The sequence below is a fragment of the Stenotrophomonas sp. 107298_Sma genome (assembly GCF_056480345.1).
Genome location: NZ_CM151094.1, coordinates 950,772 through 967,366, shown reverse-complemented (window position 1 = coordinate 967,366; position 16,595 = coordinate 950,772). Strand labels below are relative to the sequence as shown.

Here is a 16,595-nt window from a genome sequence, read left to right as displayed (position 1 = left end):
AAACGGAGGGCATGAGCCAGTCCGTCGCCACCTTCGAAAGTTGGAAACCAGTTTCAAAGACAGTGCGCTCTGACGCGGGAAAACTGGCGGCATGAACCAGCCCGCCGCCACCCTGCAGATCTTCAAAGCCGGCACGCACGTTGCCGAAGACGGCCGTGAGCTGACCTTCAGCGAAGCGGATGTGCAGCAGATCGCCGACAGCTACGACCCGGCGCTGCACGAAGCGCCCATCGTGGTGGGCCATCCCAAGACCGACGATCCGGCCTATGGCTGGGGCAAAGCGCTTCTGGCCAAGGATGGCCTGCTGATGGCCGAACCGCACCAGGTCGATCCTGCCTTCGCGGAGCTGGCCAACAACGGCCGCTTCAAGAAGATCAGCGCGTCGATCTTCATGCCCGATTCGCCGGGCAACCCGACACCGGGCAAGTACTACCTGCGCCACATCGGCTTCCTGGGCGCACAGCCGCCGGCAGTGAAGGGGCTCAAGTCGGCCTCGTTCGCCGACGGCGATGACGCTGCCTGCTTTGCCATGTCGCTGGCCCCGTTGGGCTGGACGCTGACGGATCTGTTCCGTCGCTTCCGCGACTGGCTGATCGATACCCAGGGCCTGGAGACGGCTGACCAGGTCATTCCGGACTGGCAGATCCGCGGCATCGAGAGCAGCACACGCGATGACGAAAACTCGCGCACGTCGGCCCTCTTCGCGTCGCCATTGCTCACCCAGCTTCCGCGCAGCGCCCTGGATGCGCCTGCGCCCGTCCAGGCAACGCCTCTCACTCGTGAACAGGTCAAATCGGAGATCGATCCCATGTCCCAGCAGCACAACGCCGAACAGGCGCAGCGTCAGCAGCAGCTCGACCAGCAGGCTTCCACCCTGGACGCTCGCGAAAAGGCCCTCGCCGCCCGTGAACAGACCGCGCGACGCGAAGACGCGGTGGCGTTCGCCGAAGGCCTGGTGAAGGAAGGCAAGTTGCTGCCGCGCCAGCAGCCGGCCGTGGTGGAACTGCTGTTGGCTCAGCCCAATGGCAAGGAGCCGCTGAACTTCGCCGAGGGCGAAACGACGGTATCCAAGCCGGCCGAATCGGTGCTGCGCGAGCTGCTGACCAGCCTGCCCAAGGCGGTGGACTTCAGTGAGAAGTCCGGTGGAGACGTGCCCAACGCAGCGGTGAGCTTCGCGGCGCCGCCGGGGACGCATGTCGATGCGGGCCGTGCGGATCTCTTCAACAAGGCCAAGGCCTATCAACAGCAGCACCCTGGCACGCCCTGGGCAGCTGCAGTCGCCGCGGTCGGCGGCTGACTCATCTATCCAGGAGCCCACCATGTCCCAGAACATCGCTTTGCTCACTCTGTCCGTGCTGGCCACGGCAGCCCTCACCAACAACCGCTTCGTATCCCCGGCCGGTGGCGTAGCAGCTGCCGGCGGCAACAGCTACGGCGTTACGCGCTCCGATGCCGCGGTCGGGCAGCTTGCTCCGGTTGACGTCCTGGGAACCACCCAGGTCACCGCTGGTGGCGCGATCGCAGCTGGCGCCTCCATCCAGGTGGGCGCAGATGGCAAGGCCATCACTGCCGATGCAGGCAAGGTCGTGGCCCGCGCGGCACCTGGCGCCAAGGCCGCCGCCGACGGCGACGTGCTCGAAGTGATCCTCATCCCGAACTGACCGGCAAGCGCCGCAGGAGATTTACATGTCCGCACAGATGACCCCCGGCCAGGTTCGCGTCGTTGACCCGATCCTCTCCGAACACGCCCGTGGCTACCGCCAGGCGCAGCTCGTGGCCACCTCGCTGTTCCCCTTCGCTGACGTCGCCGCCTACGGCGGCCAGGTGATCGAGTTCGGCAAGGAATCCTTCAAGATCTACAACGCAAAGCGCGCTCCGGGTGCCAACACCAAGCGCATCCGCTTCGGCTATGAGGGCAAGCCGTACGCCATTGTGCCGAGCGCACTGGAAGCGCCGGTGCCGCGTGAGCACATGCGTGATGCAAGCCAGGTGCCGGGCATCAACCTGAGCACCCGCGCCGTGAATACCGTGCTGCGCTCGCTCCTGCTGGAATATGAGGTGGACAGCGCCAAGATCGCCACCACTGCTGCCAACTACGACAACGACCACAAGGTCGCGCTGGCTGGCAACAACGTGTGGTCCAACGCCGCTTCCAATCCGGCGCAGGACGTCGAAACCGGCAAGGAAGCGGTACGTGACAGCATCGGCCTGTATCCCAACACCATGCTGTTGTCAGCGAAGTCGTTCAAGCAGCTCAAGCAGCATCCGAAGCTGATTGATCGCTCGGCCAGTACCGGCATTCGCAAGGTCACCCTGGACCTGCTCAAGCAGATCTTCGAGATCGACAACATTGTCGTCGGCGGCGGTGTGGTGGCCGATGACAACGGCGCATTCGGTGATGTCTGGGGTACTTCGGCTGTCCTGGCCTACGTCAGCCCTGGCGCTGACGTGAACGCCAACGTCGAGGAACCCAGCTACGGCTACGGCTATCGCATCGAAGGCATGCCGCTGGTCGAAGTTCCCTACTGGGACAACAGCGCCAAGAGCTGGATCTACGGCGTCAGCAACGATGCCACGCCTGTTCTGGCCGGTATGGCTGCCGGCTACCTGATTCAGGGCGCCGGTCTGTAATTGGCCGCCGGCGACAGGACGTCGCCGGATTGGCTGTCGCTCATCCGTACAACCCAGCGAGCGGCAACACCAGGCGAACGCGGGACCTGGCCGTGCGCAGCACAGCAAAACCATGCGTGACAGCCGGAGAGCACGGCACCACACCTATTCGGAGATCTTGTCGTGGCCAAGCCCCGCACTGCGCCGCCCAGCGCACCCAAGCCCGTCCAGAACGGCAAGCCGGCCGATGTGCCGGACGTCACGGAAGAGAATGCTGCCGACGCGTCGCCGGCGCAGGACGGCTCGATTCCGGAGGAGGGCCGCGGCGAACTGCAGCCCACCGAGACGGTCGCCTCGAAGACCGATGGCGCTGCCGTCGACCAACCGCCGGGCGATCAGTCTGCAACGGACCAGGATGCCGGCGCCGAGGCGGGTACGCCTTCGGGTGACGCCTCTACCTCTTTCGATGCTGTTGCAACGGGCGACCATTCGACGGATCCCGCGTTGTCCAATGGTCTCTGGCTGTCTGCCTGCTTCGAAGTACTCAGCCCGTTCAAGCACAACGGCGTGGTCGTAAAGCCACCGGCTTGGATCGAGATGAGCTGGGAAGAAGCGCAGGACTACCAGGATGCCGGCGTCCTCGGTATCGAAGCCGCAGACCCGGAAGGCCTGGAGTAACCGGCCGCCATGTCCTACTGCACGCTCGCCCTACTGTCGGCGGCCAAGCTCACCCAGGAACTGGCGCAGGTGGCCACGCCGGAGCGCTATCCGATCGTGGACGATGCGCTGATGGATGCCACGTTGCTCGGCAGGGATCGCAGCGCCTTCGGCCCGGCCGACGTGGCGATCGCCGATGAGGCAGCTGCGCACGTGCAGCGCGCCCTGGACGATGCCGATGGCGTGATCAACGGCTACCTGGTCATGCGCAAACCCAAACCCTATCCGGTGCCGCTGCCGGCGCCGGTACCGGGCATCGTGTCCACCTGGGCGCGATGGATTGCGCGCTACCTGCTGCACAAGGATCGGGTCAACACCGAGGAACGGACTGATCCGGTGGTGCGCGACTACAAGGAAGCCCTGCGCTTTCTGGAGTTGGTACGCGATGGCAAGTTCAGCCTCGGCGCCGATGACCCGCTGCCGGCCCCGAGCGGTGGCGCCCCCGAGGTCTGTGCACCGCCGCGGGAGTTCAGCCACCGCACTCTGCAGGACTACGGCAGGTGAGTACGCAGCCCTTCGACATTGGCTTGGTGCGCGATCGCATCCGTCATGGCGTCAGCGACAAGGATCTGCGTCAGATCCAGGGCAGTGCCGATTACGCCGCCGTCCAGGCGCTGCGCGACTTCCCTGCGCCGTGCTGCTACGTGCTGCTGGCCCGCGAGATGCCGCTGGAGACCAAGACCGGCGCTTCGCTTCCCGGCCAGCAAACGCGCCTGGCGCAGTTGGTCGAAGTGAATTTTGCGGTGGTGACCGTGTGCCGCAATTATCGCGAACAGCGCGGCGCCCAGGTGATCGACGAGCTCCGAATCCTGCTGGGCAAGGTTCGCCAACCGCTGCTGGGCTGGGCGCCGCCCGTTGCCGGTGGCCGTGCCTGTCAGCTCATCGAGGGCAACCTCGAGGACTACGACGCCGCTATCGCGCTGTGGGTCGACGTATGGAAGACCCAAGCCCTTCTTCAACCTGAGATCCCGCGATGACCACCCAGAAGTACACGATCAAGAAGCCGGGCCTGACGCTGTCGCGCAAGCCCATTGCCGCCGGCGAAACAGTGGAGATCCCCGCCGATCTGGTGCCCTGGGCGGTTGAGCAGGGCTTCATCGACGCTCCCGACACCGATTCCACCTCCAACACGTCGCGCAAGGCCAACAGCCTGCCGGCCGCTGCCATCGCCCAGGAGGCGAAGTAAGCCATGTCCAAGACCGAATATTTCTCGTTCCAAGGCCGCGTGTATCTGGGCCTGCGTAATGCTGACGGCAGCCGTGCGCCGGCGCGCTGGGTGTATGACGGCAGCGTCCTGGAGCTGGCCATGTCCAGCACCCGTGAAAACAAGAAGGAGAGCTGGTCGGGTGTGCGCGGCGTGGCCGCCACCATGACCACCGAGCGCACCCTGGGCGTAAGGCTGACGTTGGGTCAGATCAACACCGAAAACCTGGCGCTGGCCACCGACGGCACGCGTTTGGACCTGGCGTCGGGCTCGGCCGCCAACGAAGCCATCGGTGCCGTCAAGCCGGGCGACGTGGTCGCGCTGGAGTACGCCGCGATCAGTACGCTGGTGCTGGAGGGTGGCACGCCGGCGGCACCGCTGGTGCTCGACACCGACTACACCGTCAATCTCGCTACCGGCATCATCACCTTCCTGACCACCAAGACCGCGGTGGTCGCCAAGACCTACCAGTACGCCGCACACAGCGTGGTCAAGGTGCTCGAGAGCAGCAAGTCGGAGTACTACGCACTGTTCGACGCCGTCAACAGTGTCGACGGTGCCACCCAGCGCGTCCGCGCCGACGTGAACCGCATTTCGTTCCCGGCGGCTGAATCCCTGCCGCTGATCAACGATACCTTCGGTGAGATCGTGCTCAATGGCGAGGCCAAGATCGATCCGGTCCGCCAGTCCGATCCACGATTCGGCCTGTACGCCCGCGTCATGCTGGTGGATGCGGCCTGATGGCCACCCGAATCGGTAACCAGGCCGAGGTGCCCTCCGGATCCGGTGCGCCGGAACCGGAGGGCATTGCCGACGAACTGGACATCCTGGCCGCGCAGCAGCAGCGCCAGGTCGGCGGCAAGACCATCATCGTGCGCGAGTACGGATTCTTCGAAGGTGCCCGGATCCTGCCGGCCGCCGCGCCGCTGCTGGCCGACCTGCAGCCGCTCTTCGAGGGGCGCGACGCACCTTCAATGCTGGAGGTCACCGATGTGCTGCTCTCGCACCCTGACCTGATTCGGCACCTTCTGGCCTGCGCCATCGCCCCTGCATCGGGTGAGGTCCAGGATGCTGCCGCCGAGGTGCGGGCGCAGGAAGCGTGGCTGGAAACGCTCAATGAAACCGATGGCGAGCAGATGCTGCTGCTGTGGTGGCAGGCCAATGGAAATTTTTTGCTGCGCCGGCTGCTGCGCAACGCCGTCGGCAAAAAGGTGAGCCAGTCGGCTACGGACGCGTCTTCACCGACCTGATCTGTGCTGGCTACGGGCGCTGCTTTGCAGATATCGGTCGGATGACGCAGCGCCAGATCCTGCTCGCTTGGGAGCATGTCCAAGCCCAGCAGCGGCGAGCGCGGCGGGAGCGCATTACCGACACCAGCGCTGCCTATGCCGGGGGTGATCCGGCGACCACCTTGCTGAAGGAACTGGAGTAACAATGGCCGCCACCCGCAACCTTGAACTGGCGATGCGCATCGCCCTGGACATCGAGCAGGCCCAGAAAGCCCTGCCGGTGCTGCAGCGCGGGCTGGCCTCGGTCAAGGATGCGGGCACTGCCGCTGGCGCCGGTCTGGAGGCGGCCACGAAAGGCGCCGACAAGGCCGCCAGCGCACTGGATCAGACCAGCCGCAGCAGTGCTGAGGCCGCCAATCGCGTTCGCACCGCCGGTGGGGCTGTGCGCCAGACAGTGGCCGATGAGATCCGCTCGATCTCCGAGCTGGATGCTCGCCTGCAGCAGGGCGCGGCCAGCATGTCCGAGCTGGCCGATACCGAGGCCATGCTCGATCGGGTCATGGCGCGAGGGCTGATCACCCACGAGGACTACAACAACGCGCTCAAGACCCTGGATAAGCAGGAAGCATCGCTGAGCCGCACTGAGCAGCAGCGTCAGCGCTCCTTGGAAGGCGTCATGGGCCGCTACGACAGTGCCTCGGCCAAGCTGCAGAAGCTCGAGCGCGATGAGCGCGAGCTCCAGTCGGCGGTGGATGCCGGCCGCATCAGCCGCGAGCAGTACAACCGTGCCCTGGCCGGCATCAATATCCAACGCAATGCTGTCAACCTGGCCGAAGCCAACAGCCGTGGGCGCGGGCCGGGTGCCATCTCGGCCGGTCAGTACCAGATGGCCATGCGCCAGCTGCCGGCGCAGATCACCGATATCACTACCAGCATCGTCAGCGGCATGCCGATCTGGATGGTGGCCATCCAGCAGGGCGGCCAGCTGAAGGATTCCTTTGGCGGGGTGGTGCCGGCCGCGCGTGCGCTGGCTGGTGCCATCACCCCCACCGTGGCTGTGGTCGGTGGCCTGGCCGTGGCGGTCGGCGGCCTGGCGCTGGCGTGGAAGCAAGCGGTTGATGAAGAGATGGCGTTCCAGCGAGCGCTGATCGTCACCAACAACCATGCCGCCACCAGCACTGCCAAACTGCAGGGCCGGCGCGATCAGCTCACCGGCCTCCAGGGCGTTTCCCGCGGCACCGCTGCTGAGGCGCTGACGAAGGTGGCGCAGACCGGTCGCTTCACCGGCGAGCAGTTCGAGCTGGTCGCGCGCAGCGCAGCCAGGATGCAGGCCTCTGCCGGCCAGGCCATCGACACCACCGTCGCCAAGTTCCTGACCCTGAAGAAGGATCCGGTCGAGGGCCTGCTGGCGCTGACCGAGTCGGAGAACTTCCTGACCGCAGCCCAGTTGGCGCGGGTGCGTGCCCTGGTCAAGGAGGGCAACCAGCAGGAGGCCGTGGCCGAGGCGATCAAGATCTACTCCGATCGCCTCGATGAGGTCGCGGCACAAAGCGATGAAACGATGCCGGCGCTCGCCCGCGGCTGGCGGGACGTCAAGAAGGACGTCAGCGGCGCCTGGGGCGCCCTGGGCGACTTCACCAACGCGGTTGTGCAGCTGGCGGGCGAATGGGGCGTGCTCGCCAAGCTGCCGCGGCTTTCCGATCTTCTGGGCATGGGCGTGGTCGGCAGCACGCTGGCCAAGAACTTTGATCTTCCTTCTTTCGCTGACCTGACCGGCAAGATGGCCGCCCGCATCCGAGCGGCTTCGGCAACCAATGCGCCCGTGAAGGTGCAGATGGCTGGCATTTATGCGCCTATTACGCCGGAGGAAGAGAAAGCGAGGGAGGAGTTTGAACGACTGCGCCTGAGCAACCTGAGCAAGGCGAAGAAGCTTGAAGAAGAGATCGTCAAGATCTGGGCGCTGGGCAAGGCCGGCCGATTGGATGACAAGGCCATCAAGAGTCTGGAGGCAGAGGCTCGAGCACGCTACGCCGAAAGCCTTCCCAAGAAGCCGAAGGGTCCCAAGACCGAAGCCCAGAAGGATGAGGCAGCGGCGCAGCGCGAACTGGAGCGTCTGAAGCAAGAGATCGAGCTGGTCGGCACGCTGGATGAAACCCGCAAGAAGGCCACCAAGACCGCAGAGATCGAGGCTGCCATCAAGGAAGGGAACTTCCAGAACGCATCGGCAAAGACCAAGCAGGAGCTGCTGGACACTGCCAAGCAGCTGGACTCCGATCGCCTTCGCGTAGAGGCGGCAAAGAAGCTGCTGGAAGTGCAGGATCAGATCGCCAACCTCGAAGGCCGCGGCCCCGACGCGCAGCAGGCCAAGAGCCTGCGCGAGCTGGAGGTCACGCGCCGGCAGATGGTCGAGGCCGGCAACCAGACGGGTGTGGAGCAGGTCGACCGTGCAAAGGAGCTGGTGCGCCTGACAGCGGACCTGCAGAAGATGCAGGAGACCTACAACCGCGCGATGGGCGAAATGGGCTTGGCCCAGCAGCGCATCCAGGGTTGAGCTGCAGGCGGGGCTGATCACCGAGGCGCAGGCCCGCCAGAAGCTGGTAGATCTGTCCCGGCAGCAACTGTCCGCCCTGGGCGATCTTCCCGATCGCATGCGGGCAACGGCTGAAGCACTGAACAACCCCGAGGCGCTGCAGGCGGCTGAGCAGATGGCCGTCAAGCTGAAGGAGATGGCCGCCACCACCAACCTGCTGCAGCAGAACGTGCGCACCACGTTCCAAGGTGCATTCCGTGATGCCCTGATGTCGCTGGCCAACGGCAACGCCACCCTGGGCGATATCGTACGCAGCTTCTTCCAGTCCATCGCCAGTGGCCTGGCTGGGTACGTGGCCGATGAGCTGTCAGCCAAGCTGGCGTCGACGCTAACCGGCAAGCTGTTCGACAAGGGCGCTGAAGTCGGTACGCAAGCCGCAGCCGCGACCGCAACTCAGGCCTCAGCGGCCGCCTTGTCTTCTGCGGGCGGCGTGGTCTCTGCCGGCGCCACTGCCGTAACTGGGAGCGCGTCGGCATTGGCGGGTGCGGGCGGCGGCCTTATCACCGGTGCAGGAGCCCTGACTGCGGCCGCCATCCAGCTGCAGGTGGCGGCATCTGCGTTGGCAGCCGCAAACGCAGCCGGCGGAATCGTGGGTGGCTTGGCAGGTCTCGCAGGAGGGGGCAGCGCGGCAGGCAAAGTGACTGTTGGCGCAATGACACCAATCCTGCGTGCGTCGGGCGGCCCTGTCAGTGGTCCCGGCAGCAGCACCAGCGACAGCATCGCGGCCTGGCTCTCCAATGGTGAGTTCGTCGCCCGCGCCAAGGTCGTCTCCCAGCCGGGCGCACTGGCGTTCCTGCATGCGTTCAACGCGGAGGGCATGAGCGCCGTGCGTCGCTGGGGTGCTTATGCCTTCGCCGATGGCGGCTTGGTCAGCCAGATGCCCACGCTGCAACGCTCGCCCGTGTTCAACACAGTGGCCGCGGCGCCTACGAGCTCACCGGCCCAACTGGGCCTGCGCCTGATCAACCAAGTGTCGCCGGGTCTGTTCGAGGACTACATGGACGATCCAGGCAGCGACAAAACCATCATCAACAAGATCAGCCGCAACGCTGCGGCGATCCGCCAAGCACTGGAACTCTGACTATGGCCTGGGTAACCGACACCGCCGCCAACATCACCGACCTCATGACCCGGCTGCGGGACTTCCTGACCTCCAATGCCGCTCTGGTGGCGGCGAACCAGCAGTGGCAGGTGGTGGGCGGCGTGGCCAGCGGCCCGATCGCGGCCAACGATTTCGTATCGCTGAAGGGTCGAGGGCTGGCGGGCGAGGATGAGATCTACCTCTCGCTGCAGGCATGGGTGGTTCCGGCTAGCGCCTACTACAACATGGCGGTCATCGGCCATACCGGCTACAACCCGGCCCAGCCGCGTCTGGATCCTCCTGGCTCCAATTCAAACCCGGTCGCACTGCTGGGCGTCAACTCGCCGATCAAATACTGGTTCGTTGCCAATGGCCGTTGCTTCAAGGTCATCACGCGAATCAACGGTCGTTACGACGCGATCTATGCCGGCTTGATCCTGCCCGAGCATCTGCCTGGCGATTGGAGTTACCCGCTTTTCATCGGTGGATCGTGCCTGGGCAGGGACTTCTTGGCCTCCTCCGACAGTTTCGAGCATTCCAACTTCTGGAGTGCCAATGCTGACGGCACCGACAACAACAACCCCAGCCAGGCGTACCTGTTCTCGCCCATGCAGGCTTGGGTGCCTATCCGCAACCTCTCGCGGAATGGCTCTCAGGCCACTGGGCGCATGACCCTGCCGTGGGCAAAGGCGGTCTGCAACCAGAACGTGCGCAACTGTCTGGACGGCCAGCGGTGGGTGCAGCGCGGCCAGTTGGCGGGCTTCGCGTGGGGAGGCAGCCTCACCGACAGGAGTTTTCCCTACAACCAGATGCCCGAGAAGGGGCAGTTCTACGGCGACTTTGACGGTGTTTTCTACACGCCTTCCTTCGGTGCAACGGCGGAGCAAATTGCCACGGTGGGAGGTGTAGACCATCTGCTGGTGCCCAACGTGTACCGCACTGGCTCTGGCGAGTTCGCAGCGTTTTCCTTGGAGTGAAGTAGAGATGGCCTACGCCGAATTCAGCAACGTTCCCAATGTGCAGACCCTGATTGATCTGGTCGTGCAGTTTGCACAGGCCAATGGCTGGACCGTTGAACGCAACACTCTGACAGGTGCCAATCGAACCGCCACCGTTCGCATTCCCGGCGTGTCCGACTACGTGCACCTGTTCAACACCGACCAGCTGAGCCTGCAGTCGCGCCTCTCGATCGGATACAACGGCGCGCTCGATCCCAATTCGCAGCCGCTGCAGTCTCCCCGAGCCGTGTCGACACGCGACCTGGTCGGTCCGTTCCCGCGTGTGAAGCTGTTCGCCAATGGCACCGCGATCCATGCTGCCATTGCCCAGGCCACTGCCGGCGAGTATCGCCACCATGTGTTCGGAGTTCTTGCCAAGGCCGGCGCCTACGACGGTGGCACCTATGTGGATGGCACGTACTGGCCACTGAACACCAGCTCCAGCGGTGTGATCAGCACCAGCACTCCCACGGTGGTGCCGTTCGGATACAACTCCAATGGGCTCGGTTGCGGACAGGTGCGGGCCGACTCTGTCGAGGATGGGCGAAGCAACAGCTACCACATGATCTGCAACACCTACGGTGGCTCACTCGGCACCGAGGGCCAGGCCGGTAGCGGGGTTGGACCCAGCTACCAGGGCTCGTCCAGCGACGTCACGCTCGATCACCTCTGGCTGGGCCGGGCGCTGGGCAATGCCGACGAGAACGTCTTCTCCGGCCGCAGCATCCTTCACCCTATCCAGCTGTGGGTTCGCCGGGCTGGGACGACACCCAACCTGTCCCCGATCGGCGAGGTGATTGGCCTTCGGGCGTGCTACCTGGAGAAGCTGGAGCCCGAGCAGGAGATCACGATCGGCGATGAGACCTGGGTCGTGTTTCCCTGGGTGCGGAAGCTGACGATGGTCAGCGGCTCGGGCCAGTCTCCGGCCAGTAACGCCTATGGCTGGGCAATCCGGAAGTCCTGATGGCGCTGCTCCTGTCCACCTCCATCAGCACTGGCCCGAGCTGGCGAAGCCAGAACCTGGGCATCGCGCGCACCCGCATTCCCGTGCCATTTCGTGGCGCGCTGGCCAGCGCTCGCCTTCTGGCCGGTCCGGCGCGTGAGTCCACAATTGTTGAGCCCGAACAGCGCACGGCGGGGCCTGCGTTGCGCACCTCGTTCGACGACTGGTACTACCGCATCCACACGTTGCCGCTGCGCATCGACCTGGGCAACCTGGTGACCAACCAGGTGCGATTCGTGCAGGTTTGGAATGCCTACCTGCAGCCGCAAACGCTGGCCTCGGTCGTCCTGGAGAACGGAGAGGGCGTCGAACTGGTGGGGCCTGGCACACCGCCGTTGCCCTTCGCGCCGCTGCAGTTGCGCCGGTGGCAGCTGTCGATCACGACCGAGGGGCCGCCGGTCATTGCGGCTACGCTGTCTTACGACTTCGTGGCGCTTGGGCGGCGCACCGTCACGATCACCGGCAATCGCATGTCGGCATGGATGCTGCCGCCAGACTGGTCCCGGCCGGTGTCGGAAACTCTGGCGTGGGCAACCGATGTGCAGCAGGCGGCCGATGGCGCTGAGGCTCGCTTCCCGCTGCGAGGCTCCCCGCGACGCTCGTGGGAGTTCAGCGTTCTGGCCGATCGCCGTGAGCGCCAGGTGCTGGAACACGCGCTGTTCGACTGGTCGGCGCGCACCTGGGCACTGCCCATCTGGAATGACGTGTCCTGGCTGCAGTCGCGCCTGGCGCTCGGCGTGCAATCCATTCCGGTGCCGGCCGCCACACAGCGGGACTACCGGCAGGGCGGTCTGGCGATGCTGTGGCAAGACGTCACCACCTATGAACTGGTCGAGGTTGCCGGCATCGCCGGCAACGCCCTGCAGCTGGCTCGGCCCACGGCCAACGCCTGGGCGCCGGGCACGCGGGTGTTGCCCTGCAGGACGGCGCGTCTTGCGGAGACGCCCAGCCTGGAGCGCCTGACCGACCAGGCTATTCGCTCCACCGTGCGCCTGACGTCTGTGGAAACCTGCGACTGGCCAGCCGTAGCACCGGCGGCCACCTATCGCGGTCGACCAGTGCTCGAGCAGCGTCCGGATCTGGACCAGGCGCCAACCGCCGAATTCGGCAGGCAGCTGGTGGTGATCGACGGCGATATCGGTCCGGTCACGATCGATGACATCACCGGCAAGGCATGGCCAGTCCAGTCCCATGCCTGGCAGACCTGGGGCCGCACCGAGCAGGTGAACCTGCGCAGCCTGCTGTACTGGCTGCAGGGGCGCGTGGCGTCGCTGTGGGTGCCATCCTGGGCCGATGACCTAGAGCTGGTCGAGCCGGCCTTGGCCACCTCCGGTGGCATCGTGGTGGCGTGGGCGGGCGTGTCCCGCTTTGGGCGCGCTCAGCCAGGCCGCCGGCATCTTCGTATCGAGCTGTTCAATGGTCAGGTGCTTTACCGCCAGCTGGTCCAGGCCACGGAACTCGACGCCCAGCGTGAATTCCTGCAGCTGGACGTACCCCACGGGATCGCCCTGCAGCCGAGCGCCATTCGCTTGATCAGCTGGATGGTACTGGCCCGTCTCAGCTCCGACACCGTCGAGCTGTCCCACGAAACCGATGGCGAGGGTGTGGCGCGTTGCCGCGTGTCCTTCGCCGGCATTGGCGCTGAGGAGAGCGAACCGTGAGCGTGTTTTCCCGCCATGTAGAGCTGTACGAGTTCGGCCGCGGATCTCAGCGCTGGCGCTACACCTCCAGCGATAGCGCAGAGGTCTACGACTCGCAGCAGTTCACTGCCGTGGCCATCAAGCGCGGCCGTCTGGGTCAGTCGGCGCAGGAGGCTCGGTCGAATCTGGAGGTGACCGTGCCGCTGTCGCTGCCCCTGGCATCGGTGCTTCGCCCGTTCCCGCCGACCGAGCGCATTACGGTGCGCTGGCGCAGGGTGCGCAAGAGCGATGGCGTCATCCGCGACACCTGGAATGGTGTACTGAGCGATTTCACCGAGCGTCAGAACGACCTGGTGCTGACCTGCCAGAGCAACATCGGCGCAGCCGCCACCAATGGCCTGCGCCGCTGCTGGCAAGGGCCGTGCCCCTTTGCGCTGTTCGATGAGGACTGTGGGCTCAATCCAGAGGCGTTCCGGATCGATGGCGTGTTGTCAGCCGCCTCCACGCAGACGGTCACGTCCAATGCCTTTGCTGCCAAGCCGGATGGCTGGTTCGTGGGCGGCTTCATCAAGTGGAAAAGGGGCGCTGCTACCGAGTACCGCTTTGTCGTCGGTCATGTCGGGCCCGTACTGACCCTGCTGACCGCCGCGCCGCTTGCTGCGGGCGAGCTGGTTTCGGCTTACCCCGGCTGCGGCCACGCGCTATCGGTGTGCCACGAAAAGTTCAACAACGCGCTCAACTACGGCGGTCAGCACACCATCCCGAAGAAGAATCCCTTCGGCCCGGCCCCCATTTTCTGAGGAGATAGAGCATGTGGTTTCAGATAGCCGCGTTGGTGGTTTCGCTGGTCATGAGCGTGGTGTTCCGTGCGAAGCCGGCCGTGCCCAAGCCAGCGGCGCTGGAGGACTTCAACGTGCCCACCGTCGAGGATGGTCGCGAGTGCGCAATGATCTTCGGCACGAACTGGATCGATGACCCCAACGTGCTGTTCTACGGGGATCTGCGCACTACGCCGATCAAGGTCAAGGGCGGTAAGAAGTAATGGGCGGCCCCGTTCTGGTCACCGTTGAGCACGCGCGCGCCGCCAAGCTGGGCGAGCACAGCGGGGTGCTGTGCGCTGCCGGCATCCGTACGTGGATGGACCGGCATGGACTGGATCTGCGCCAGTTCCTGGACGAAGGCTTGCCGGTAGAGCAGTTCGAAGCCCTGGACGATGCCTTCGCCCGGCGCCTGGCCGCGATCGCCCGCGAGGAGGCCAGCCGTGGGTAGTGGCAAGAAGCAGACCGTCGGCTATCGCTACTACATGGGCATCTACTTTGGCGAATGCCTGGGTCCGGTGGATGCGCTGCGGGAAATCCGCGTCGGCGATCGCACCGTCTGGGACGGCAGCGCACAGACGGTGTGGACCAAGATCTTCGGTATGAATGTGCCCCGCACGGTGCCGGCCACGGGCCCGATCACCACCTCGCGATCCATCACGATTCTCGCCCCCGAGGTGTTCGGCGGTGACAAGGGTGAAGGCGGGATTGTCGGCACGCTGGAGGTGCGCATGGGCGAGCCCACGCAGATGCCCAGCACCTACCTTCAGTCATTGGTGCCTGGGCCTTGGCCGGCGGCGCGCGGCCTGTTTACCACCGTGTTCAATGGCCAGGTGTCGGCCATGAACCCCTACATCAAGAACTGGACCAAGAAGGTCTCCCGCTGGAAGCAAGGGTGGAAGAACGGTGTATGGCGAGGCGACCTGGTGCAGATCGATGAGGGCATGAATCCGGCCCACATCATCTATCAGGTCCGTACCGAGGGTATGGGCCACCCGGTCGACGTAATCAACGAGGCCAGCTTCCTCGCCGCAGCCCAGGTGCTGAAGGCTGAAGGGTTTGGCCTGTGCTTGAAGTGGTCCAAGTCGGTCCCTGCCGGTGAGTTCATGGACATGGTGTGCGACCACATCGGCGGCATGCGCATCGAGGACACGTTGACGGGGTTGACCGAGCTGGTCCTGGTGCGCCCGGACTACGATCCGGCTGCACTGGCAGAGATTGGTCCTGGCCAGATCATCGAGCTGATGGAGTGGCAACAGCCGATGCTGGACAACAGCGTCAACGAGATCACGGTGGTCTATCGCGATATCGCCACCAATAAGGACGCTGCGGTCACCTATCAGAATCTCGCCAGCGTGCAGGCCCAGGGCAGAGTGGTCAGCAGCCGGAAGAACTACCCAGGCCTGTGGAACGCCACGCTGGCCGGCCGCGTCGCGGCGCGCGAGGTGGCGGCGGTGAGCAGTCTGCCCTGCAGGGTGAAGATCCGGGTGCGGCGCGATGCTGGCCCCTTCAAGCGTGGCCAGGTGCGCGCCCTGTCGTGGCCACGGCGCGGCGTAGCGCGCATGCCGGTGCGGATCCTGGACGTGGACGAAGGCACGCAGACCGAGACGGCCGTGGTGCTGACTGTTGGCCAGGACGTTGCCGGCATGGCCGCCGCCAGTTACATCCAGCCCTCAGATAGCGCCTGGGTCGAGCCGGACACCAAACCCAAGCCGGTCACGGTGCAGCGCCTGCAGGAGGCCAGCTATCGCGACCTGGCCACTACGCTCGGGGCGCCGGATCTCGCTGCCTTGTCGCCGGACGTCGGCTACCTGACTTCGATCGGCGTGCGGCCTTCCTCGGTGGCATTCGGCTACACGCTGCAGACCCGACTGGGCAACGCTGCTTTCGCCGAGGCGGGTACGGCCGACTTCGCCCCCACCGGCCTACTGATCACCGCAATGACGGCCACCACCACGGCCATCGCCCTGTCCGCCGGCGTCAGCCTGGACATGATTGAGGTCGGCACCGAGGCGCTGATCGATGATGAACTGGTCCGGGTGGTATCGATCGACCCGGTGGCGGCGACGCTGACCGTGGCCCGTGGCTGCGTGGACACCGTGCCGGTGCCCCATGCCGTGGGTGCGCGGGTGTGGTTCACCGACGAATACGTCGGATTCGATGGCCGCGAGTACCTGGCCAACGAATCGCCCCAGGCGAAGCTGATCACCCGCACCAGCCAGGGTGAACTGAACCCGGATCTGGCCACAACGATAGGGCTGGTGCTGCAGCGCAGACAGATCCGGCCGTACCCGCCCGGCCGCTTGCTCTTGCAGGGCGAGGCCTATCCGCCGGAGGTGTGGACCTTCGGCACCGAGCTGACGGTGCAGTGGGCGCACCGCGATCGCCTCCTGCAGGCCGACCAGCTGGTCGACACGACGCAGGGCAACATCGGGCCGGAGCCTGGCACCACCTACACCGTCCGCTGGTACCTCGCCGGGGCATTGGTGCGGACGCAGGCCGCCATCAGCGGCACGACCGACACCTACACGCCGCCCGCCGGCAGCGGTGGAAAGCAGATCCGTGTCGAAGTCGAAGCCATCCGTGATGGCTACCGCAGCTGGCAGATCCAGCAGCACACCTTCCTGTACCGCGCGCAGCTGGTGACCGAGGCAGGCGATCGCTTGGTCACCGAAGCGGGCGACCCCCTGATTCTGGAGTAACGA

General features: G+C 65.4%; 19 protein-coding genes. All 19 read left to right on the top strand.

From position 1 onward, the window contains the following. The first annotated feature begins 91 nt into the window (after window positions 1-91). On the top strand, window positions 92-1,297 hold the full coding sequence (locus ACZK2G_RS04460; RefSeq protein WP_478474773.1) for a hypothetical protein: 1,206 nt from the start codon (window positions 92-94) through the stop codon (window positions 1,295-1,297). 22 nt (window positions 1,298-1,319) lie between these two features. Further along, a complete protein-coding gene (locus ACZK2G_RS04455) occupies window positions 1,320-1,661 on the top strand; it encodes a capsid cement protein (protein WP_478474771.1) in 342 nt (113 codons plus the stop codon). A gap of 25 nt (window positions 1,662-1,686) precedes the next feature. Further along, the gene (locus ACZK2G_RS04450; protein WP_478474769.1) at window positions 1,687-2,631 is read left to right on the top strand and encodes a major capsid protein; all 945 of its coding nucleotides are present in this window, start codon (window positions 1,687-1,689) and stop codon (window positions 2,629-2,631) included. 162 nt (window positions 2,632-2,793) lie between these two features. Next, entirely contained in the window at window positions 2,794-3,288 is a 495-nt protein-coding gene (locus tag ACZK2G_RS04445) for a hypothetical protein (RefSeq protein ID WP_478474768.1), read from the top strand. Between the two features lie 9 nt (window positions 3,289-3,297). Continuing rightward, window positions 3,298-3,831, top strand: coding sequence for a gp436 family protein (locus tag ACZK2G_RS04440; protein WP_478474767.1), 534 nt, complete (start codon window positions 3,298-3,300; stop codon window positions 3,829-3,831). Beyond that, window positions 3,828-4,304, top strand: a complete 477-nt coding sequence (locus ACZK2G_RS04435; RefSeq protein ID WP_478474766.1) for a phage tail terminator protein — start codon at window positions 3,828-3,830, stop codon at window positions 4,302-4,304. The genes ACZK2G_RS04440 and ACZK2G_RS04435 overlap by 4 nt, the downstream gene beginning before the upstream one ends. Further along, window positions 4,301-4,513, top strand: a complete 213-nt coding sequence (locus ACZK2G_RS04430; RefSeq protein WP_478474764.1) for a hypothetical protein — start codon at window positions 4,301-4,303, stop codon at window positions 4,511-4,513. The genes ACZK2G_RS04435 and ACZK2G_RS04430 overlap by 4 nt, the downstream gene beginning before the upstream one ends. Before the next feature lie 3 nt (window positions 4,514-4,516). Next, window positions 4,517-5,272, top strand: coding sequence for a phage tail tube protein (locus tag ACZK2G_RS04425; protein ID WP_164255626.1), 756 nt, complete (start codon window positions 4,517-4,519; stop codon window positions 5,270-5,272). Then, window positions 5,272-5,781: a DUF6631 family protein gene (locus ACZK2G_RS04420; RefSeq protein ID WP_478473467.1), complete on the top strand. Its 510-nt coding sequence runs from the start codon at window positions 5,272-5,274 to the stop codon at window positions 5,779-5,781. Before ACZK2G_RS04425 ends, ACZK2G_RS04420 begins: the two co-directional genes overlap by 1 nt. Window positions 5,782-5,822: 41 nt before the next feature. Further along, a complete protein-coding gene (locus tag ACZK2G_RS04415) occupies window positions 5,823-5,963 on the top strand; it encodes a hypothetical protein (RefSeq protein WP_447384212.1) in 141 nt (46 codons plus the stop codon). Window positions 5,964-5,965: 2 nt separating this feature from the next. Beyond that, window positions 5,966-8,311, top strand: coding sequence for a phage tail length tape measure family protein (locus tag ACZK2G_RS04410; RefSeq protein ID WP_478474762.1), 2,346 nt, complete (start codon window positions 5,966-5,968; stop codon window positions 8,309-8,311). A gap of 154 nt (window positions 8,312-8,465) precedes the next feature. Continuing rightward, a complete protein-coding gene (locus ACZK2G_RS04405) occupies window positions 8,466-9,431 on the top strand; it encodes a hypothetical protein (protein ID WP_478474761.1) in 966 nt (321 codons plus the stop codon). Window positions 9,432-9,433: 2 nt separating this feature from the next. Then, entirely contained in the window at window positions 9,434-10,408 is a 975-nt protein-coding gene (locus ACZK2G_RS04400; protein ID WP_478474760.1) for a hypothetical protein, read from the top strand. A gap of 7 nt (window positions 10,409-10,415) precedes the next feature. Next, window positions 10,416-11,393 (top strand): hypothetical protein, encoded by a 978-nt coding sequence (locus ACZK2G_RS04395; RefSeq protein WP_099605488.1) that lies wholly within the window; start codon window positions 10,416-10,418, stop codon window positions 11,391-11,393. Beyond that, complete coding sequence (locus tag ACZK2G_RS04390; protein WP_478474759.1) at window positions 11,393-13,093, top strand: hypothetical protein; 1,701 nt, start codon at window positions 11,393-11,395, stop codon at window positions 13,091-13,093. The genes ACZK2G_RS04395 and ACZK2G_RS04390 overlap by 1 nt, the downstream gene beginning before the upstream one ends. Further along, window positions 13,090-13,872, top strand: a complete 783-nt coding sequence (locus tag ACZK2G_RS04385) for a phage BR0599 family protein (protein WP_478474758.1) — start codon at window positions 13,090-13,092, stop codon at window positions 13,870-13,872. Before ACZK2G_RS04390 ends, ACZK2G_RS04385 begins: the two co-directional genes overlap by 4 nt. 11 nt (window positions 13,873-13,883) lie before the next feature. Then, window positions 13,884-14,114, top strand: a complete 231-nt coding sequence (locus ACZK2G_RS04380; protein ID WP_478474757.1) for a hypothetical protein — start codon at window positions 13,884-13,886, stop codon at window positions 14,112-14,114. Next, the gene (locus tag ACZK2G_RS04375; protein WP_478473477.1) at window positions 14,114-14,341 is read left to right on the top strand and encodes a hypothetical protein; all 228 of its coding nucleotides are present in this window, start codon (window positions 14,114-14,116) and stop codon (window positions 14,339-14,341) included. The genes ACZK2G_RS04380 and ACZK2G_RS04375 overlap by 1 nt, the downstream gene beginning before the upstream one ends. Continuing rightward, window positions 14,334-16,592: a hypothetical protein gene (locus tag ACZK2G_RS04370; protein ID WP_478474755.1), complete on the top strand. Its 2,259-nt coding sequence runs from the start codon at window positions 14,334-14,336 to the stop codon at window positions 16,590-16,592. Before ACZK2G_RS04375 ends, ACZK2G_RS04370 begins: the two co-directional genes overlap by 8 nt. Window positions 16,593-16,595 lie beyond the last annotated feature (3 nt).